15 protein-coding genes are annotated in these 19,480 nt (G+C 67.3%); 9 read left to right on the top strand and 6 right to left on the bottom strand.

Translation table 11 applies throughout. The features are described 5' to 3' along the window. Positions 1-30: 30 nt before the first annotated feature. The 4 genes from boxA to AB7P10_RS00705 all read right to left on the bottom strand — a co-directional run bounded on the left by boxA (position 31) and on the right by AB7P10_RS00705 (position 5,697). Positions 31-1,335, bottom strand: coding sequence for a benzoyl-CoA 2,3-epoxidase subunit BoxA (boxA, locus tag AB7P10_RS00720; RefSeq protein WP_428291915.1), 1,305 nt, complete (start codon positions 1,333-1,335; stop codon positions 31-33). Positions 1,336-1,461: 126 nt separating this feature from the next. Then, positions 1,462-2,889 carry a benzoyl-CoA 2,3-epoxidase subunit BoxB gene (gene boxB / locus AB7P10_RS00715; protein WP_428291914.1) on the bottom strand — a complete coding sequence of 476 codons (1,428 nt, stop codon included), beginning with the start codon at positions 2,887-2,889 and terminating at the stop codon, positions 1,462-1,464. A gap of 35 nt (positions 2,890-2,924) precedes the next feature. Next, the gene (boxC, locus tag AB7P10_RS00710) at positions 2,925-4,598 is read right to left on the bottom strand and encodes a 2,3-epoxybenzoyl-CoA dihydrolase (protein ID WP_428291913.1); all 1,674 of its coding nucleotides are present in this window, start codon (positions 4,596-4,598) and stop codon (positions 2,925-2,927) included. 148 nt (positions 4,599-4,746) lie between these two features. After that, a complete protein-coding gene (locus tag AB7P10_RS00705; RefSeq protein ID WP_428291912.1) occupies positions 4,747-5,697 on the bottom strand; it encodes a helix-turn-helix transcriptional regulator in 951 nt (316 codons plus the stop codon). Between the two features lie 173 nt (positions 5,698-5,870). Here AB7P10_RS00705 and AB7P10_RS00700 point away from each other — a divergent pair, with 173 nt between their 5' ends. The 3 genes from AB7P10_RS00700 (at position 5,871) to AB7P10_RS00690 (ending at position 10,332) form a co-directional block, all read left to right on the top strand. Beyond that, entirely contained in the window at positions 5,871-7,448 is a 1,578-nt protein-coding gene (locus AB7P10_RS00700) for a 3,4-dehydroadipyl-CoA semialdehyde dehydrogenase (RefSeq protein ID WP_428291911.1), read from the top strand. 28 nt (positions 7,449-7,476) lie between these two features. Further along, a complete protein-coding gene (locus AB7P10_RS00695) occupies positions 7,477-9,054 on the top strand; it encodes a benzoate-CoA ligase family protein (RefSeq protein WP_428291910.1) in 1,578 nt (525 codons plus the stop codon). A gap of 174 nt (positions 9,055-9,228) precedes the next feature. After that, on the top strand, positions 9,229-10,332 hold the full coding sequence (locus AB7P10_RS00690; RefSeq protein ID WP_428291909.1) for an ABC transporter substrate-binding protein: 1,104 nt from the start codon (positions 9,229-9,231) through the stop codon (positions 10,330-10,332). 29 nt (positions 10,333-10,361) lie between these two features. Here the strand turns inward: AB7P10_RS00690 and apbC are convergent, their stop codons facing one another. Next, the gene (gene apbC / locus AB7P10_RS00685) at positions 10,362-11,453 is read right to left on the bottom strand and encodes an iron-sulfur cluster carrier protein ApbC (RefSeq protein WP_428291908.1); all 1,092 of its coding nucleotides are present in this window, start codon (positions 11,451-11,453) and stop codon (positions 10,362-10,364) included. A gap of 157 nt (positions 11,454-11,610) precedes the next feature. Between apbC and metG the strand changes: the two genes are divergently transcribed. Further along, a complete protein-coding gene (metG, locus tag AB7P10_RS00680) occupies positions 11,611-13,668 on the top strand; it encodes a methionine--tRNA ligase (protein ID WP_428291907.1) in 2,058 nt (685 codons plus the stop codon). Between the two features lie 11 nt (positions 13,669-13,679). After that, a complete protein-coding gene (locus AB7P10_RS00675) occupies positions 13,680-14,420 on the top strand; it encodes a YoaK family protein (RefSeq protein WP_428291906.1) in 741 nt (246 codons plus the stop codon). 24 nt (positions 14,421-14,444) lie between these two features. Here the strand turns inward: AB7P10_RS00675 and bamE are convergent, their stop codons facing one another. Next, positions 14,445-14,912: an outer membrane protein assembly factor BamE domain-containing protein gene (gene bamE, locus AB7P10_RS00670; protein ID WP_428291905.1), complete on the bottom strand. Its 468-nt coding sequence runs from the start codon at positions 14,910-14,912 to the stop codon at positions 14,445-14,447. Between the two features lie 160 nt (positions 14,913-15,072). On the opposite strand from bamE, the gene AB7P10_RS00665 reads away from it, so the two are divergent. From AB7P10_RS00665 to nadB, 4 genes are all read left to right on the top strand, one after another. Further along, complete coding sequence (locus AB7P10_RS00665; protein WP_428291904.1) at positions 15,073-16,716, top strand: SulP family inorganic anion transporter; 1,644 nt, start codon at positions 15,073-15,075, stop codon at positions 16,714-16,716. 81 nt (positions 16,717-16,797) lie between these two features. Beyond that, positions 16,798-17,010, top strand: coding sequence for a DUF3460 family protein (locus tag AB7P10_RS00660; protein ID WP_428291903.1), 213 nt, complete (start codon positions 16,798-16,800; stop codon positions 17,008-17,010). Between the two features lie 25 nt (positions 17,011-17,035). Then, positions 17,036-17,890 carry a segregation and condensation protein A gene (locus tag AB7P10_RS00655; RefSeq protein ID WP_428291902.1) on the top strand — a complete coding sequence of 285 codons (855 nt, stop codon included), beginning with the start codon at positions 17,036-17,038 and terminating at the stop codon, positions 17,888-17,890. After that, the gene (gene nadB / locus AB7P10_RS00650; RefSeq protein WP_428291901.1) at positions 17,887-19,476 is read left to right on the top strand and encodes an L-aspartate oxidase; all 1,590 of its coding nucleotides are present in this window, start codon (positions 17,887-17,889) and stop codon (positions 19,474-19,476) included. The genes AB7P10_RS00655 and nadB overlap by 4 nt, the downstream gene beginning before the upstream one ends. The last annotated feature ends 4 nt before the right edge of the window (positions 19,477-19,480 follow it).

Below are 19,480 nucleotides of genomic sequence, written 5' to 3'. Positions count from 1 at the left end.
GCACACAACATTGCCCGGGGAAACCCTGAGCTAATAGGTCTCCAGGTGCAGCCGGCCCTCGCGCTTGAGCGAGGCGCTGATCGCATCCCAGTTCAGCCCGGCGCCCCGCGCCACGTCGCGCAGCGCCAGCACCACGCCCTCTTCCATGCTCTTGAGCCCGCAGACATAGAAGAAGGTGTTCGGGTCCTGCAGCAGCTCGGCGAGGTCGGCGGCGCGTTCGCGCATCACGTCCTGCACGTATCGCTTGGGCTGGCCGGGTGTGCGGCTGAAGGCGAAGTTGCTGTCGATGAAGTCCCTGGGCAGGCTTTGCAGCGGGCCGAAGTACGGCAACTCTTCCTGAGTGCGCGCGCCGAAGAACAGCATGAGCTTGCCGCCCTCGAACTTGCCTGAGGCGCGCAGGCGCCGGCGCCACTCCGTCATGGCGCGCATGGGCGCGCTGCCAGTGCCGGTGCAGATCATCACGATGTTCGAGCGCGGGTGGTTCGGCATGAGGAAGCTGGCGCCGAAGGGCCCGATCACCTCCACCTTGTCGCCCACCTTGAGGTCGCACATGTAGTTGCTCGCAACGCCGCGCACGGGGGCACCGTCATGGTCTTGCAGCACGCGCTTGATGGTCAGCGACAGGTTGTTGTAACCGGGACGCTCGCCATTGCGCGGGCTGGCGATGGAGTACTGGCGCGCGTGGTGCTTGCGACCCATGTCGTCGAAACCGGGTGGCACCACGCCGATGCTCTGGCCTTCCAGCACCGGGAACGGCAAGGCGCCGAAGTCGAGCACGATGTGGTGCGTGTCGTAGTCGCTGCCAGCGGTCTTGCCGACCTCGGTCACGCGCACATTGCCCACCACCGTGGCCGTGACGGTCTTCTGGCTGGCCTTGGGGCCGTAGAGGTTGGTGTAGGCATGCGCGGCCGACCAGGGCGGCAGCGTGGACCCGAATGCCGTCGAGTTGAACACCTCTTCGCCACTGCTGGCGTCTTTCACCACGGCGGGGGGTGCAGCCGGGGCAGGGGCTACGGCCACGTCCGCCCCCGCTTCCGCCAGCCCCTCAAGTTCTTCCGGCGGCAACTCGGCCGGCAGTTCTTCCCACTTGAGTTGTTCCTCGACGGTGTAGGCCCTCACGCGCGGCATGGTGCGCCAGTTGTCGATGGAGCCTGTGGGACAAGGCGAGATGCAGTCCATGCAGAGGTTGCACTTCTCCGCGTCGACCACATAGTTCAGGCTGTCGTGCGTGATCGCACCCACCGGGCACGTGGCCTCGCAGGTGTTGCAGCGGATGCAGATCTCGGGATCGATCAGGTGCTGCTTGATGACAGCGGTTTCAGCGACAGCGTTCATGTTCTTGTCTCCTGGGGTCGAGACAGTGTAGGAGCCAGGGAGTGTTCAACCAAGGTGCGGCGGAACTGGCTTTGCCAGGCCGCCAGCGACGCCCCCTAGGGGCGACGCCGCAGGCGGCGCGGGGGGTCATCCAAACCTGACGTACTCGAAGTCCACCGGCTGGCGGTTGATGCCCATCACGGGCGGCGCGATCCAGCCGGCGAACTTGCCGGGGTCCACGACACGGCCCATGAGCGAGGCGACGAAGGCGAAGTCTTCCGGCGTCGGCAGCCATTCGCTCTTCTTCGCCGCCCACTCGGCCTCGTTCACCACGCGGCCCTCGGGCGACATCTTGATGCCCGCGAGCGCCCCGATCTGGCGGTTGAAGGCCTTGTGCGGCACGCTCAGGCGCGTGGGGATGCCGGCTTTCTCGAGCACCTTGTTCCAGCGGTTCACGCCGGCCACCGAGTCGGTGATGAAGTCGTCGCGCAGCACCTCGTTCAAGGCGTTGAGCATGGGCACTTCCTTCTCCACCAGCTGGCCGTCCTTCACCTCCAGCACCTTGTAGGTCTGGCCCTTGAGCACGTGATCGTCGGTGCGCTTGCCCTCTTCGTAGCGGCCCTTGAGGCCCGAGCTGTAGAAGATGGCGGCGTTGCTCGACTGGTCCGCGCCGAACAGGTCGATGGTGACGCTGTAGTGGAAGTTGAGGTAGCGCTGCACGGTGCCCAGGTCGATGGCGCCGGCCGCGCGCACCTTCTGCGGGTCGTCGGTCTTGAGCTCGTTCATCACCTGGGCGGTGCGCTGCAGCACGCGCGAGACACCGCTCTCGCCCACGAACATGTGGTGCGCTTCCTCGGTCAGCATGAACTTGGTGGTGCGGGCCAGCGGGTCGAAGGCCGACTCGGCCAGCGCGGAGAGCTGGAACTTGCCGTCGCGGTCGGTGAAGTAGGTGAACATGAAGAAGGCCAGCCAGTCGGGGGTCTTCTCGTTGAACGCGCCCAGGATGCGCGGGTTGTCCTGGTCGCCGGACTGGCGCTGCAGCAGCGCCTCGGCTTCTTCGCGGCCGTCGCGGCCGAAGTGCTTGTGCAGCAGGTAGACCATGGCCCACAGGTGGCGACCTTCTTCCACGTTGATCTGGAACAGGTTGCGCAGGTCGTACATGCTGGGCGCGGTCAGGCCCAGGTGGCGCTGCTGCTCGACCGACGCCGGCTCGGTGTCGCCCTGTGTGACGATGATGCGGCGCAGGTTGGCGCGGTGTTCGCCAGGCACATCCTGCCAGGCCTTCTCGCCCAGGTGGTCACCGAAGTGAACCTTGCGCTCGGCGTCACCGGGATTGAGGAAGATGCCCCAGCGGTAGTCGCGCATCTTCACGTGGCCGAACTGGGCCCAGCCCTGCGGGTCGACACTGACGGCGGTGCGCAGGTAGACCTCGTGGTTGGTGGAACCTTCGGGGCCGACGTCGTCCCACCAGTTGATGAAGTTGGGCTGCCAGCCTTCGAGCGCACGCTGCAGGGTGCGGTCTTCGGAGAGGTTGACGTTGTTGGGGATCTTCTCGCTGTAGTTGATGCTGGACATGTCGTGTTTCCTCGGGTTCGGTGGCTGGGATGAAATCAGACGCGGTTGAAGTCGAAAGCGGCCTTGTCACCTTTGCCGTACACCTTCAGCGCGCCCTTGTCGCCGACCGCGTTGGGGCGGATGAAGATCCAGTTCTGCCAGGCGGTGAGGCGACCGAAGATGCGGGTGAACATGTTTTCCTTCTGCGCGAAACGCAGGTTGGCTTCGAGGCCGGTGAGCGCGTCGGGCGACATGGCGGCGCGCTCTTCCAGTGCGATGCGCACCTCGTCGGCCCAGTCGATGTCGTCGGGGGAGGCGGTCACCAGGCCGAGCGCGAACGCGGCGTCGGCGTCCAGCGCCTTGCCGATGGCGCTGCGCGCGGCCTCCATCGGCGCCTCTTCCTCATAAAAACGGCGCTGCAGGCGCGACTGCCCGTTGACCATGGGCAGGTAACCGAAGTTGAACTCGCCCAGCTGCATTTTTGGCGCGGCATCGGCGTCGTCGGGCAGCGCCAGCATGTAGGCGCGGTCGGCGCAGAAGGCCAGTTCGGCCAGGGAACCGGCAAAGCAGGAGCCGGTTTCGATCAGCGCGAACAGGCTGCGCGAGGACACGTCCAGGCGCGCGAAGGTGCGGCGCATCAGGCCGATCGTTTCGCGCACCAGCCAGTGGTCCTTGTGGGCGAGCATCAGCGCGTCGCTGGCGAGCACGGCCGCCGCGTCGCCCTCGGTCTTGAGCAGCCAGGTGCCCAGGTCGAGTTCGTTGGTGCGCAGGCAGAGGATGGCATCGTCGAGCTCGCGCGCCATCTGCAGCGGCCACCACGCCGCGCCCGCGGCCTCGATGCCGGCGATGTCCGTGGGCTGAGCGCCGGTGGGGGCCTTCACGGTGATGGTGGCGTTGCGCTTGCTTCGGTCGATGGCCACGTTCACGTATGGATAGGCGATGCCATCGGCGCTGTCGGTGCGCTCCACGCGCGGCAGGGCCACGCCCTTGGCCGACGCCGGGCGGTCGCTCTTCGCGGCCAGCGCGGCGGCGCGCTCCTTCACATGCTCGGCAAACTTCTGCGGCTTGGCGATGGAGTCGACCAGGCGCCAGTCCACCGCCTTCTGGCCGCGCACGCCTTCGCTGGTGGTGCAGAAGATGTCGGCCAGGTCGTGGCGCACGTGGCGCTTGTCGGTCACGCGGGTCAGGCCACCGGTGCCGGGCAGCACGCCGAGCAACGGCACTTCAGGCAACGACACCGCGGAGGAGCGGTCGTCCACCAGCACGATTTCGTCACAGGCCAGGGCCAGCTCGTAGCCGCCACCGGCGCAGGCGCCATTGAGCGCCGCCACGAACTTCAGGCCGCTGTGCTTCGAGGAGTCCTCGATGCCGTTGCGCGTCTCGTTGGTGAACTTGCAGAAGTTCACCTTCCAGGCATGGCTGGAGAGGCCCAGCATGAAGATGTTGGCGCCGGAGCAGAACACGCGGTCCTTGCCGCTGGTGACGACCACGGTGCGCACCTCGGGGTGCTCGAAGCGCACGCGGTTGAGCGCGTCGTGCAGTTCGATGTCCACGCCCAGGTCGTAGCTGTTGAGCTTGAGCTTGTAGCCGGGGCGGATGCCGGCGTCTTCATTGATGTCGACCGCCAGCGTGGCGATCTCGCCGTCGAAGGACAGCTTCCAGTGGCGGTACTGGCTGGGATCGGTGCGGTAGTCGACGGTGGTCGGGGTCGCGATGGCGGTGGCGCTCATGGGGTGTCTCCAGGCAGGTGTCTCGGGTCGGGGGCATCCGCAGGCTCGGGCCGGCGGCGGGTTCAGGCCCGACGACCTGCACTCAAACGCCGGTCCGAACCTGGTGATGTGAATAATAATTCACAATCGCGAAAGCGTCAATGCACTTTCATGCATGTTTTTCGCCCAGCCCGAGGGCCTCGCGCACCTGGGCCCGCAGGGCGGCAAAAGCGTCCTCGAGGTTGTAGGCGCTGGTGTCGAAGGCCATGTCGGCCTTGGAATAGAAGGCCGAGCGGCCCGCCAGGATGCGCTTGAGGTCTTCCATGGCTTCCCGGCTGGCGGCCATGGGGCGCATGTCGCCCTGCGCGGCCACGCGCCCCATGTGGTCGGCCGGGTCGGCCTGCAGCCATACCGTGGTGCAGTGCGACAGCAGCAGGTTGAAGTTGGCCGCGTCGGACACGAGGCCACCCGGCGTGGCGATCACCACCTCGGGGTAGATCTGGATCGCCTCCTCCAGCGCGCGGCGTTCGTAGCGGCGGTAGGCCGGCGTGCCGTACAGGGAATGGATCTCGTTGATGCTGCAGCCGGCGAACTTCTCGATCTCGCGGCTGAGTTCAATGAAGGCAAAGCCCAGGTCGTCGGCCAGGCGCTGGCCCAGGGTGGATTTGCCCGCGCCGCGCAGGCCGATGAGTGCGATGCGCGCCTTGCGCCCAGGGTCGCCGCCGGCAGCCGCGCCACCGCCCAGCAAGCCGCCGATGGCGATGCGCACACGGCGCAGGTCGGCCTCGCTGCGCTTCTCCAGCAGCTCGCGGATCAGCAGCCATTCGGGTGAGCTTGTGCTCACATCACCCAGCAGCTCCGCCAGCGAGCATTGCAGTGCCTGGGCCACCTGCAGCAGCACGAGGATGGACGCATTGCCCGTGCCGTATTCCAGGTTGGCCAGATGCCGCTCGGACACGTCGGCCGCGAGGGCCACGGCCTTGCGCGTCATGCCACGGCGCGAGCGCAGCGTGCGCACGCGCTCACCCAGTGCGACCAGGAAGGGGTGGCGCGCTTCCTCCTCCACCCCGGTGGGCCGGGTGTCGGGGGACGCCACCACGCCGCTGTCATCGACGCTCATGCAGTGCCTGGCCTTTCAATGGAATGCCGCGCGGAAAACGCTGGACGGGCTTGCCAACGGACAAAACATGCACTTTAATGCACAATCCGAAAAACGCAAGATAGTGCAGTTATAGCGCCAATCGCGCCCCACGGCCAGTGCCGGGGGCCCCTCCCCACCAGCGAGACACGACCATGACCACCACACCCCTGCTCCCCAACCACCTCGCGGGCCAATGGCAGACCGGCACCGGCGCCGGCACGCCGCTGTTCGACCCGGTGCTGGGCACCGAACTGGCCCGCGTCAGCAGCGCCGGGCTCGACCTCGCCGCCGGTTTCGACTTCGCCCGCCAACAGGGCGGCGCGTCCTTGCGCGCCCTGAGCTACGGCGAACGCGCCGGCCTGCTGGCGGCCATCGTCAAAGTGCTGCAGGCGAACCGCGACGCTTACTACGAGATCGCCACCGCCAACTCGGGCACCACCGCCAAGGACTCGGCCGTCGACATCGACGGCGGCATCTTCACGCTGGGCTACTACGCGAAGCAGGGCGAGGCCCTGGGCAGCGCGCGCGCGCTGCTCGACGGCGAGCGCGTCCGCATGGGCAAGGACCCCGTGTTCCTGACCCAGCACGTCCTGCAGCCCACGCACGGTGTGGCCTTGTTCATCAACGCCTTCAACTTCCCGAGCTGGGGCCTGTGGGAGAAGGCCGCGCCGGCCCTGCTCTCGGGCGTGCCGGTGATAGTGAAGCCCGCCACCGCCACCGCATGGCTCACGCAGCGCATGGTGAAGGACGTGATCGACGCCAACATCCTGCCGCCGGGCGCGCTCTCCGTGGTCTGCGGCTCCTCCGCCGGCCTGATGGACCAGCTCCAGCCCTTCGACGTGGTTTCCTTCACCGGATCGGCCGAGACGGCGCGCCTCATCCGCAGCCACCCGGCCGTGGCGGAGCGCTCGGTCCGCTGCAACATCGAGGCCGACAGCCTCAACAGCGCTCTGCTGGACCCTGGGGCCACCGCCGACAGCGAGGACTTCAAGCTGCTGGTGAGCGAAGTCGTGCGCGAAATGACGGTGAAGGCGGGACAGAAATGCACCGCGATCCGCCGCGTGTTCGTGCCCCGCACCCTGTACGACGCGGCCGCGCAGGCCATTGGCGACAAGCTCGCAAAGACCAGCGTGGGCAACCCGCGCAACGAGACCGTGCGCATGGGATCGCTCGTCAGCGGCGAACAAAAGGCCGGTGTGCTGGAAGGCATTGCGACGCTGCGCGCCGAAGCCGAGGTGCTGTTCGACGGGAGCGGCGCGGCGCTGGTGGACGCCGACCCCGCCGTGGCCGCCTGCGTGGCGCCCGTGCTGCTGGGTTCGCGCGAACCTGCCAAGGCGAAGCTGCTGCACGAGGTCGAGGTGTTCGGCCCGGTGGCCACGCTCATGGCCTACGACGGCATCGACCAGGCGTATGAACTCATCCGCCGCGGCGAAGGTTCACTGGTCTGCTCGGTCTACAGCGCCGACCCGACCTTCACCGCCAACGCCGCGCTTGCACTCGGATCCGCCCACGGCCGCGTGCACGCGATCTCGCCCGACGTGGCCGCGAGCCATACCGGTCACGGCAACGTGATGCCGATGTCGCTGCACGGTGGCCCGGGCCGCGCAGGCGGTGGCGAAGAACTGGGCGGGCTGCGCGCGCTGGGCTTCTACCACCGCCGCAGCGCGGTGCAGGCCAGCAGCGCCGCGCTGGACGCGCTGGCCGCCTCGGCGGTAGCCTTGAAATACTGAGCACGAACCCGCGAACCCCAGAGGAGACATGTCCATGACAACCCCCGTCGCGCCGCCCCCCGAGCGCTTCAACTTCGCGCGCCACCTGCTCGAACTCAACACCGGCCGCGCCGGCAAGAACGCGCTGACCGACGACCAGGGCTCGCTGAGCTATGGCGAACTCGACGACCAGGTACGGCGCTTCTCTGCCGCCTTGGCCGCGCTGGGCGTGCGGCGCGAGGAACGCGTGCTGCTGCTCATGCACGACTGCAGCGACTGGGTGGTGGCCTTCCTGGGTGCGTTGCACGCCGGTGTGGTGCCGGTGGCGGTGAACACTTTGCTGACCGCGCAGGACTACGCCTACATGCTGGCCAACAGCCGCGCCCAGGCGGCGCTGGTGTCGACCGCGCTGCTGCCCACCTTGCAGACCGCGCTGGACACGCTGGGTGCGCAGGGCGGCCATGAGGTCAAGCACATCGTGGCCTCGCGCGCCACCGGTGCGCTGCCCGCCGGTGTGCATCACTTCACCACGCTCGTGGCCAGCCACGCCCCCGCGGCCGACGCCGCCGACACGCACGGCGACGAGCCCGCGTTCTGGCTCTATTCCAGCGGCTCCACCGGAGCCCCCAAGGGCACGGTGCATACCCAGGCCAACCTGTACTGGACCGCCGAGCTCTACGGCAAGGGCGTGCTGGGCCTGCGCGAGGACGACGTGGTGTTCTCCGCCGCCAAGCTGTTCTTCGCCTATGGCCTGGGCAATGCGCTGAGCTTCCCGCTCAGCGTGGGCGCCAGCGTGCTGCTGATGGCCGAACGGCCCACGCCGCAGGCTTGCTTCAAGCGCTTCACCGAACGCAAGCCCACCGTGTTCTACGGCGCGCCCACCGGCTACGGCGGCATGCTCGCCAGCCCCGACCTGCCGAAGAAGGCCGACGTCGCCCTGCGCCTGTGCTCTTCTGCCGGCGAGGCCCTGCCGCAAGACATCGGCCAGCGCTGGACGAAGCATTTCGGCGTCGAGATCATCGACGGCATCGGCTCCACCGAGATGCTGCACGTCTTCCTCTCCAACCGTCCGGGTGACGTGCGCTACGGCACCACCGGAAAACCCGTGCCTGGCTACGAAATCGAACTTCGCGGCGAGGACGGGCAGCCCGTGGCCGACGGCGAGATCGGCGACCTCTACATCCAGGGTCCGAGCGCCGCGCTGATGTACTGGAACAACCGCAGCAAGAGCCGCGACACCTTCCAGGGTGGCTGGACCAAGGCCGGCGACAAGTACACGCGCGACGCCGACGGCTACTGCACCTACGCCGGGCGGAACGACGACATGCTCAAGGTCAGCGGCATCTACGTCAGCCCATTCGAGGTGGAGGCCACACTGGTGCAGCACCCGGCCGTGCTGGAAGCGGCGGTGATCGGCAAGACCGATGCCGACGGCCTGACCAAGACCAAGGCCTTCGTCGTGCTCAAGGCTGGCGCGCAGGCCACCGAAGCCGAACTGCAGGCCTTCGTGAAGGAAAAGCTCGCGCCCTACAAGTACCCGCGCTTCATCGAGTTCCTGCCCGAGCTGCCCAAGACGGCCACCGGCAAGATCCAGCGCTTCCGGCTGCGCGAGCGCGAGGCCGCGTGACCGCCAGCGGACCGCCGGGCCCACCGAGCGCCCCGGCCGTCCCGCGCAGCGCTTGACCCCGGGGTAAACCCCGAGCCCATGCGCTTGTTTTGATTACTGTCAATAACCATACTCCCCAGCTTTCATGGACAGACAATGGGGTTCGAAATGGTTCGCAAGTGCGTCTTGGGTGGAATGTGGCTGCTGGCCGCGCTGGCACACGCCGGTGACGAGGGGGTCACCCCGACCGAAATCCGCCTGGGTGCGTCGCAGGTTCTCTCCGGCCCGCTGGGGCCGCAGACGGTGCAGTACGGCGAGGGCGCCCGCCTGCTGTTCGACGCGGTCAATGCCGGCGGCGGCATACATGGGCGCAAGATAAGCCTCACGACCCTGGACGATGGCTTCGACCCGAAACGCGCGGTGGAAAACACCCGCAAGCTGATCGACGAGCACAAGGTGTTCATGCTGTTCAACAGCACCGGCACCGCCCAGACGGCGGCCGTGCTGCCGCTGCTCAAGGAGACGAAAACCATCCTGTTCGGCCCCGTGACCGGCGCCTCGTCGATGCGCGAAGGCGTGAACCCCTACCTGTTCCACGTGCGCGCCAGCTACGCCAACGAAACCGAGAAGCTGCTGTCGCAACTCAAGCAGATCGGCGTGAACCGGGTGGCGTTCTTCTACCAGGACGACGGACTGGGCAAGACCCTGCTGGGAGAGATCCGCAAGGCCTCAGCGGCCCAGGGCATGCCCATGGTGGCGGAGATCAAGGTAGACCCGGCCGCGCCGGACTTCGCGGCCGCCGCCACCGCCACCGCGCAGGCCAACCCGCAGGCGGTCATCGTGGGCACGGCCGGCCTGACCTTTCCGAACTACGTCAAGGCGGTCATGGCAACAACAGCGCGGCCGGTCTTCTATGGCTACTCGGTGGCCAGCGTGGACGTGATCAAGCGCGAGCTCAAGGACAAGGCCCGCGGGGTCATCCTGGCGCAGATCATGCCGTCGCTGCGCAACACCACGGTGCCGGTGGTGGCCGAATACCTTCAGTTGCTCAACGCCAGGTCGCCCGAGGCCACGCCCTCGGCATCGCAATTCGAGGGCTTCGTGCATGCCCGGCTGCTGGTGGAGGGGCTCAGGCGCACGGGCCGCGAGCTGAGCACCGCGTCCTTCACCCGCACCATGGAAGGCGTGGGAGAGATCGCCTTCGGACGCTTCACCGCGAAGTACTCGGCAACATCCCACAACGGCTCGGGCTATGTGGAACTGGCCATCATCGACGGCCAGGGGCAGTTGCGGTACTGACGGGGCACTCCCCGCAAACACGATGCCCCTCAGGTGTCCTTCGAAATCTTGATCGAGGGAAACTTGCTGGAGAAGTCCTTGGCCTTGGCCGCGATGGTGATCGCCACCTGACGCGCCACGCCTTTGTAGAGGTTGGCGATCTCGCCCTCCGGGTCGGCCACCACGGTGGGCATGCCGCTGTCGGCCTGCACACGGATGCTCATGTTCAGCGGCAGTGCGCCCAGGTAGTCCATGCCGTACTCGGCCGCCATGTTCCTGCCGCCGTCGGCGCCGAAGATGTGCTCCACGTGGCCGCACTTCTCGCAAACGTGCACGGCCATGTTCTCCACGATGCCGAGGATGGGCACGCCCACCTTCTCGAACATCTTGATGCCCTTGCGCGCGTCGAGCAGGGCAATGTCCTGCGGCGTGGTCACGATCACCGCGCCGGTCAGCGGCACGCGCTGGCTCAGGGTGAGCTGGATGTCGCCGGTGCCGGGTGGCATGTCGACAATGAGGTAGTCCAGGTCGGCCCAGTTGGTCTGGCGCAGCAGCTGCTCCAGCGCCTGGGTGGCCATGGGGCCGCGCCAGATCATGGCCTCGTCGCGGTCGATCAGGAAACCGATGGAGATCACCTGCACGCCATAGTTTTCCAGCGGGTCCATGGTCTTGCCGTCCGAGCTCTCGGGCCGGCCCTCCACGCCCATCATCATGGGCTGGCTCGGGCCGTAGATGTCGGCGTCGAGGATGCCGACCTTCGCCCCCTCGGCGGCCAGCGCCAGCGCCAGGTTGACGGCGGTGGTGCTCTTGCCCACGCCACCCTTGCCCGAGGCCACGGCGACGATGTTCTTCACGTTGGGCATGAGCTGCACGCCGCGCTGCACCGCGTGCGCGATGATCTTCGTCGTCAGGTTGACCGACACGTTGTCCACGCCCGGCACCGACTTGGCCGCGGCGATCAGGGCGCGGCGCAGCGCCGGCTGCTGGCTTTTGGCCGGGTAGCCCATTTCCACTTCGAAGGACACGTCGCCATCCGCCGCCTGCAGGTTCTTCACCGCTTTCGTCGACACGAAATCCTTGCCGGTATTCGGGTCGGTCACGGTTTGCAGCGCGGTCAACAGCGCCTGGGTATCGACGGCCATGGGAAACAGTCTCCGGTGGGGGTGGGGGATATCGGTCTTGCGGGATCGCAAGGCGTCGGCAAGTCTAACGTCCTGCCCCCACGCGGCCCATACACACAGGCGGCATGAGGGCATCGCCCCGTAAAATTGCGGGTTCCCCGACAGAAAGCCCCTTCCCATGAGCCAGCCGCGACGCCTGTTCGTCACCACCGCCCTGCCCTACGCCAACGGCCATTTCCACATCGGCCACATCATGGAGTACATCCAGGCCGACATCTGGGTGCGGTTCCAGCGCATGCAGGGGCACGAGGTGCACTTCGTCTGCGCCGACGACGCGCATGGCGCGCCGATCATGATCGCGGCCGACAAGGCCGGCAAGACGCCGCAGCAGTTCGTGGCCGACATCGCCGCCGGCCGCAAGCCCTACCTGGACGGTTTCCACATCGGCTTCGACAACTGGCACAGCACCGACGGCCCGGAAAACCACGCCCTGGCGCAGGACGTGTACCGCGCGCTCAAGGCCAACGGCCTGATCGAGACGCGCACCATCGAGCAGTTCTTCGACCCCGAGAAGAACATGTTCCTGCCCGACCGCTTCATCAAAGGCGAATGCCCCAACTGCCACGCGAAGGACCAGTACGGCGACAACTGCGAGGTTTGCGGCAAGGTCTACAGCCCGACCGACCTGATCAACCCCTATTCGGCGCTCTCGGGCGCCAAGCCTGTGCTGAAGAACTCCGAGCACTTCTTCTTCAGGCTCTCCGACCCGCGCTGCCTGGCGTTTCTGGAGCAGTGGACACAAAGCGGCGCGGTGCAACCCGAGGTGCTCAACAAAATCGGCGAATGGATCGAGCCGGATGAGAACGGCAAGACCAAGCTGGGCGACTGGGACATCAGCCGCGACGCGCCCTACTTCGGCATCGAGATCCCGGACGCGCCGGGCAAGTACTTCTACGTGTGGCTCGACGCGCCCATCGGCTACCTCGCCTCGCTGAAGAACCTGTTCGACAAGACCGGGCGCGACTTCGACGCCTTCATGGCCGACCCCGCCACCGAGCAGTTCCACTTCATCGGCAAGGACATCATCACCTTCCACACGCTGTTCTGGCCCGCCATGCTGCACTTCAGCGGCCGCAAGGTGCCCAACGCGGTGTTCGTGCACGGCTTCCTCACCATCAACAACGGCGAGAAGATGAGCAAGAGCCGCGGCACTGGCCTGGACCCGCTGAAATACCTGGGCCTGGGCATGAACCCCGAGTGGCTGCGCTACTACCTCGCGGCCAAGCTGAGCGCGCGCAACGAGGACGTGGACTTCACGCCCGAGGACTTCATGGCCCGCGTCAACAGCGACCTGGTGGGCAAGTACATCAACATCGCCTCGCGCGCGGCGGGTTTCATCGCCAAACGCTTCGGCGGGCAACTCGGCGAGGTGTCGGCCGACGGCGATGCGCTGCTGGACCACCTGCAGAGCGCTGCGCCGTCCATCACCGAGCTGTACGCCGAGCGCGAATACGGCAAGGCGCTGCGCGAGATCATGCTGCTGGCCGACCGCGTGAACGCCTACGTGGACCAGAACAAGCCCTGGGAACTCGCGAAGCAGGACGGCATGGACGGCCGGCTGCACGACGTGTGCACCACCTGCATCGAAGCCTTCCGCCTGCTCACGCTCTACCTCAAGCCGGTACTGCCCGCGCTCGCCACGCAGGTCGAGGCCTTCCTGCAAAGCGGCCCGCTGATGTTCGCCGACACCGCGAAGCTGCTGGGCAAAGCTCACGCCATCAACGCCTACCAGCACCTGATGCAGCGCGTGGACGTGAAGCAGCTCGACGCGCTGTTCGAACCCCCTCCTGCGCCCCAGGCACCCGCCGAGGTGCCCGGCGGCGAACCGATCGCCGGCACCATTTCCATCGACGACTTCGCGAAGATCGACCTGCGCATCGCGAAGATCGTCAACTGCGAAGCCGTGGAAGGCTCGACCAAGCTGCTGCGCCTCACGCTGGACGTGGGCGAAGGGCGCACGCGCAACGTCTTCAGCGGCATTGCCAGCGCCTACCAGCCCGAGGACCTGGTGGGCAAGCTCACCGTGGTGGTGGCCAATCTGGCGCCGCGCAAGATGAAATTCGGCGTGAGCGAAGGAATGGTTCTGGCCGCCAGCCACGCCGACGAGAAGGCGCAGCCCGGCATCCACATCCTCAACCCCTGGCCGGGCGCCACACCGGGCATGCGGGTGCGCTGAAGAGCGCCGCATTGTTCAAGCCGATCCGCGGTTTCACCAGTCTGCAGCGCACGCCGCAGACCGACCTCAAGCTCGGCTCGGTGCTGGCCTTCGTGGCCGGCGCAGCCAACGCGGGCGGCTTCCTGGCGGTGGGCCAGTACACCTCGCACATGACAGGCATCCTGTCCTCGGTGGCCGACCACCTCGTTCTGGGCGAACTCGCGCTGGCCCTGGCCGCGACGGGCTCGGTGCTGGCATTCCTGCTGGGCGCCATGAGCACCGCCTGGCTGGTGAACTGGGGCATGCGCCGCCAGCTGCGCAGCGCCTATGGCCTGCCCCTGGTGCTGGAGGCCGCCGCGCTGCTGGTCTTCGGTCTGTTCGGTGCGGCCATCGGTGTCATGACCCCCGTGTTCCTGCCACTCACCGTGGTGCTGCTGTGTTTCATCATGGGCCTGCAGAACGCGGTGATCACCAAGATATCCCGTGCGGTGATCCGCACCACCCACGTCACCGGCCTGATCACCGATCTCGGCATCGAACTGGGCAAGCTGCTGTACGTGAATCGGCAGCGCGGCAGCACGCCGGTGCGCGCCAACCGGGACCGGCTGCGCGTGCACGGCCAGTTGATCGCCTGCTTCCTGGTGGGCGGGATCGCTGGCGCACTGGGCTTCAAGCACCTGGGATTCGTCAGCACCGTGCCGCTGGCGCTGATGTTGCTGCTGCTGGTGATGCGCCCGGCGCTGGACGACTGGCATCGGCTGCGCGCCGCCTGAGGCGCGCGGGTCAGACCCCGCCGGTCAGCGACCAGGGTCGAGATCGGGATCGCGCGTCGACATCGTGCGGATCACCTTCAGGTCCGGGTCGAACACCACGGTGAAGATCTTCGAGGTGTCGGCGGACGCTCCTTCGAGGTAGCGCCAGTCGTAGTGCGTCTCGCGCTTGAGCGCGTAGGTGGTGACCTTCATGGGCTTGCCCAGCATGCGGCGCACGGTCTCCATCGGCATGCCGGCCTGCACCTGCGCGAATGTGCGCGCGTTGAGCACCTGGCGCAGCGCGGCCATCTTGCCGTCCGGTCCGATGGTGATCATGTAGTTGGTGTGCCCGGCGGGCTGGCGGTTGTACTCGTAGATCTGGGCGCCGTCCTCGCCCTCCCACACGGCTTCGGGCGCGCCGAAGCGCTCGCGCACATCGGCCTCGGTGGACACGCCCTCCTCCAGTTCGCTGATGTTCTGGGGATCGCAGGCCGCCAGCAGGAGCGCCAGCATCAGCGCCGTTGAGAAGCGCAGGAGGCCTGACCCGTTTCCCTTCATGGCGCTCGGCATGTGATTCCCTTGTCGGAGTCGATGGGAGAGGCAGTCTACCGCCGCGCGCCACCGCGCCCGGTTTGTCAGTTTCATGAACCGTTGCCAAAGGTAACATCGGCCCATGCTGCCGTCCCTGCCCCCGCTTGCGCCCTTCCGGCCCCGCCTGTTGCAGGACATCCAGGGCTACAACCGCGACAAGCTGGCGCGCGACGTGGGCGCTGGCGCCACGGTGGGCATCGTGGCCTTGCCGCTGGCCATGGCCTTCGCGATCGCCAGCGGCCTCAAGCCCGAAGCCGGCCTGTGGACGGCCATCATCGCGGGCTTCCTGATCTCCGCCCTGGGAGGGACTTCTACGCAGATCGGGGGCCCGGCCGGCGCCTTCATCGTGATCGTCTACGGCATCGTCGAGCGCTATGGCGTGGCCAACCTGCTGATCGCCACCGCCAGCGCGGGTGTGCTGCTGTTCCTGCTCGGCCTGTTCCGCCTGGGCACACTGGTGCGCTACGTGCCGGTGAGCGTGGTGATCGGCTTCACCAACGGCATCGCGGTGCTGATCGCGTTGTCACAGGTGCGCGACCTGCTGGGGCTGGACATCGCCCATATGCCGGCGAGTTTCTTCGGTCAGACAGGCGCCATTGCCAGCCACATCGGCAGCCTCAACCCGTTCGCGCTCGGCCTGGGCGCGCTGTGCGTGCTGGGCCTGTTCATCTGGCCCCGGCTGTGGGCGGCAGATTCGCAGTTCCGCCGCCAGCTGGAGTCCCTCGATACCGTCAGCGCCCTCAAGGCCACCTCGCGCCTGCCGGGTCCGGTGGTTGCGTTGGTCACCCTGACCGTGCTGGCCTGGGCACTGAGCCTGCCGGTGGAGACCATCGGCTCTCGTTTCAACGGCATCCCGCAGGGACTGCCGGCTTTCGAGCTGCCCGATTTCTCGTGGGAAACCGTGCGACTGCTGGTCACGCCCACGCTGACGATTGCGCTGCTGGGCGCCGTCGAATCGCTGCTGTGCGCGCGCGTGGCCGATCAGCTCAGCGACGCCCCCAAGCACGACCCCAACCAGGAACTCATGGCGCAGGGTGTGGCCAACGCCGTGGTGCCGTTCTTCGGCGGCATGCCCGCCACCGGCACCATCGCGCGCACGGTGACCAACATCCGCTCCGGCGCGGCCTCGCCGGTGGCGGGCATGGTGCATGCGCTCACGCTGGCCGCGGTGGTGCTGCTCGCGGCGCCGCTGGCCTTCCACATTCCGCTGGCGGTGCTGGCCGGCGTGCTGCTGTTCGTGGCCTGGAACATGGGCGAGTGGCGCGAGTTCGCGCGCCTGCGGCAGTTCAGCAACCACTACCGGCTGATGCTGCTCTCCACGTTCGGGGTGACCATCGTGTTCGACCTCACCGTGGCGGTTGAACTGGGCCTGGTGCTGGCGGTGGTGCTGTTCGTGCGCCGCCAGAGCGAGATCTTCCGCGCCGAGCCCACAGGCCGGACCGATGAGCAGGCGACCTACCGGCTCTACGGCTCGCTGTTCTTTGGTGCGGTGGCCAAGATGGATCCCATCGTGGCGGACGTGGAACGCTCGCCCACCCCCCTCAACGTGCTGCTCGACGCCAGCCAGCTCATTTCCCTCGACACCACGGGGCTCGACGCCCTGGAACAGCTGCACAAGGCGGTGCACAAGCGCGGCGGGCACCTGGGCATGGTGGGCCTGCACCCGCAGCCGCGCTCGCTGATCGAGCGCTCGGGTTTCGCCGAAAGGCTGCACACCTGCGAGTGAGTCCTGTGGAGACCGGCCCGGCCACGGTCGTGGTGGCCCGGTAAAATCGCCGCTTTCCCCGTCGATCCCACCGAGCCCACCATGCCCTTCTTCCGCCGTCCCGACTACACCTCCGACACGACGCAGTTCATCGAACAGCTCAAGGCGGCCAAGCCCGGCCTGGAGCAGGCACAGCGCACCGGCCGCGCGCTGCTCTGGGACAAGAACATCGACCGAGAATTCCAGGCCAGAGCCGAAGCCGCCCGCGTGCCCCAGAAGCCCTACGTCTACCAGACGGGTTCGGACTTCACCTGAACCAGCCCCCGAACCGGCGCCCGGCATGAGCAACGAGGCCCACACCCTCGACGAGGCCCCGCAGGGTCTGGACGACGTATTGCCGTCGGTTGTGGACCACGTGGCCCTGGCGCGGCTCTATGGCGAACCCTTGTTCGCCATGCCGCGCGACCTGTACATCCCGCCGGATGCGCTGCAGATCTTCCTGGAAGCCTTTGAAGGCCCGCTGGACCTGCTGCTCTACCTGATCCGCAAGCAGAACTTCAACATCCTCGACATCCCGATGGCGGCGGTGACCCGCCAGTACCTGACCTACGTCGACGAGATCCGCGCCAGCAACCTGGAACTGGCGGCCGAGTACCTGCTGATGGCCGCGATGCTGATCGAGATCAAGTCGCGCATGCTGCTGCCGCCCAAGAAAACGGCCGAGGGCGAGGAAGCCGAGGACCCACGCGCCGAGCTCGTGCGCCGCCTGCTCGAATACGAGCAGATGAAGCTGGCTGCGCAGCGCCTGTCGGAGGTGCCGCAGTACGGGCGCGACTTCCTGCGCGCGCAGGTCTATGTGGAACAGGCGCTCGCACCACGCTTCCCCGACGTGAGCCCGATCGACCTGCAAAGCGCCTGGCGCGACATTCTCAAGCGCGCCCGGCTTGTGCAGCACCACCGCATCAGCCGCGAAGAGCTTTCAGTGCGCGAGCACATGAGCATCGTTCTGCGGCACCTGCAGGGCCGCAAGTTCGTCGAATTCGGCGAGCTGTTCGACCCCTCGCTGGGCTCGCCAGTGCTGGTGGTCACCTTCATCGCCATGCTCGAACTCGCCAAGGAAACCCTGATCGAACTCACGCAGGCCGAGGCCTTCGCCCCGATCTACGTGCGCCTCGCCTACACCCCAAGTCCATGAACCAAGAATTCGACGTGCTGGTCATCGGCAGCGGCCTGGCCGGCCTGACGACCGCGCTGCACCTGTCGGCCACGCACCGCGTGGCCGTGATCACCAAGCAGGCCTTGCTGGACGGCTCCAGCAACTGGGCCCAGGGCGGCATCGCCGCCGTGCTCGCCGAGGGCGACAGCGTGGCCTCGCACGTGGAGGACACGCTGGTGGCCGGCGCGGGCCTCAGCGACCGTGAAGCGACCGAGTTCACCGTGAAGAACGCGCCCGCGGCCATTGCCTGGCTGCGCGAACTCGGCGTGCCCTTTTCCACCGAAGACGGTGAGCTGCACCTCACGCGCGAAGGCGGTCATAGCCACCGGCGCATCGTGCACGCGGCCGACGCCACCGGCGCGGCGGTGCAGGCCACGCTGGTCGAGCGCGTGATGGCCACGCCAAGCATCCAGTTGTTCGAGCACCACATGCTGGTGGACCTGATCACCGACCGCGGCGCCCGGGGCTCGGCCCGCCCGAGGCGTTGCAGCGGAGCCTATGTACTCGACACCGTGCGCGACGAAGTCGTCACCTTCGCGGCGCGCCACACGGTGCTGGCCACGGGCGGCGCGGGCAAGGTCTACCTCTTCACCACCAACCCCGATACCGCCACCGGCGACGGCATCGCCGCCGCCTGGCGCGCTGGCTGCAAGGTGGCGAACATGGAGTTCGTGCAGTTCCATCCCACCTGCCTGTACCACCCCCACGCCAAGAGCTTCCTCATCACCGAGGCGGTGCGCGGCGAGGGCGGCATCCTCAAGCTGCCGCCGCACCTGGGCGGCCACCGCTTCATGCCCGACCACGACCCGCGCGCAGAACTCGCGCCGCGCGACGTGGTGGCGCGTGCGATCGACTACGAGATGAAGAAGCACGGCCTGGACTGCGTGCACCTGGACATCTCGCACCAGAGCCCTGAATTCCTGCGCGAGCACTTTCCCAACATCCTGGCGCGCTGCGCCGAGCTTGGCATCGACATCACGAAGGCGCCGATTCCCGTGGTGCCGGCCGCGCACTACACCTGCGGTGGCGTGGTCACCGACCTGGATGGCCGCACCGAGGTCAGCGGCCTGTACGCGGTGGGCGAGACCACCTGCACCGGCCTGCATGGCGCCAACCGCCTGGCCAGCAACTCGCTGGTGGAATGCATGGTGTTCGCGCAGGCCACGGTGAACGTCATCCGCGATACGCCGGCGCCGCAGCCCCCGGCACAGCCCACCTGGGACGACAGCCGCGTCACCGACGCCGACGAAATGGTGGTGATCTCGCACAACTGGGACGAGCTGCGCCGCTTCATGTGGGACTACGTGGGCATCGTGCGCACCAACAAGCGCCTGGCCCGCGCGGCGCATCGCATTGCCTTGCTGCAGAGCGAGATCCAGGAGTTCTACGCCCGTTTTCACGTCACGCGCGACCTGCTGGAGCTGCGCAACCTGGTGCAGGTGGCCGACCTCATCGTCATGTCGGCACTGCTGCGCCGCGAGAGCCGCGGACTGCATTACAGCCTTGACTACCCCGACATGCTGCCGGAGGCGAAGCCGACGATTCTGGTCCCCCCCGCGCGGTAACAGG

The organism is Hydrogenophaga sp. (assembly GCF_050182545.1).
Lineage (GTDB): Bacteria > Pseudomonadota > Gammaproteobacteria > Burkholderiales > Burkholderiaceae_C > Hydrogenophaga.
Note: the sequence above shows the minus strand (reverse complement) of the source record. Positions and strands in the feature narration are given on the sequence as shown.

What these genes read in the sequence shown, in the direction of transcription:
- boxA (WP_428291915.1), bottom strand. Translation starts at nt 1,335, where the DNA reads ATGAACGCTGTCGCTGAAACCGCTGTCATCAAGCAGCACCTGATCGAT.
- boxB (WP_428291914.1), bottom strand. Translation starts at nt 2,889, where the DNA reads ATGTCCAGCATCAACTACAGCGAGAAGATCCCCAACAACGTCAACCTC.
- boxC (WP_428291913.1), bottom strand. Translation starts at nt 4,598, where the DNA reads ATGAGCGCCACCGCCATCGCGACCCCGACCACCGTCGACTACCGCACC.
- AB7P10_RS00705 (WP_428291912.1), bottom strand. Translation starts at nt 5,697, where the DNA reads ATGAGCGTCGATGACAGCGGCGTGGTGGCGTCCCCCGACACCCGGCCC.
- AB7P10_RS00700 (WP_428291911.1), top strand. Translation starts at nt 5,871, where the DNA reads ATGACCACCACACCCCTGCTCCCCAACCACCTCGCGGGCCAATGGCAG.
- AB7P10_RS00695 (WP_428291910.1), top strand. Translation starts at nt 7,477, where the DNA reads ATGTCCATGACAACCCCCGTCGCGCCGCCCCCCGAGCGCTTCAACTTC.
- AB7P10_RS00690 (WP_428291909.1), top strand. Translation starts at nt 9,229, where the DNA reads ATGTGGCTGCTGGCCGCGCTGGCACACGCCGGTGACGAGGGGGTCACC.
- apbC (WP_428291908.1), bottom strand. Translation starts at nt 11,453, where the DNA reads ATGGCCGTCGATACCCAGGCGCTGTTGACCGCGCTGCAAACCGTGACC.
- metG (WP_428291907.1), top strand. Translation starts at nt 11,611, where the DNA reads ATGAGCCAGCCGCGACGCCTGTTCGTCACCACCGCCCTGCCCTACGCC.
- bamE (WP_428291905.1), bottom strand. Translation starts at nt 14,912, where the DNA reads ATGCTGGCGCTCCTGCTGGCGGCCTGCGATCCCCAGAACATCAGCGAA.
- AB7P10_RS00665 (WP_428291904.1), top strand. Translation starts at nt 15,073, where the DNA reads ATGCTGCCGTCCCTGCCCCCGCTTGCGCCCTTCCGGCCCCGCCTGTTG.
- AB7P10_RS00660 (WP_428291903.1), top strand. Translation starts at nt 16,798, where the DNA reads ATGCCCTTCTTCCGCCGTCCCGACTACACCTCCGACACGACGCAGTTC.
- AB7P10_RS00655 (WP_428291902.1), top strand. Translation starts at nt 17,036, where the DNA reads ATGAGCAACGAGGCCCACACCCTCGACGAGGCCCCGCAGGGTCTGGAC.
- nadB (WP_428291901.1), top strand. Translation starts at nt 17,887, where the DNA reads ATGAACCAAGAATTCGACGTGCTGGTCATCGGCAGCGGCCTGGCCGGC.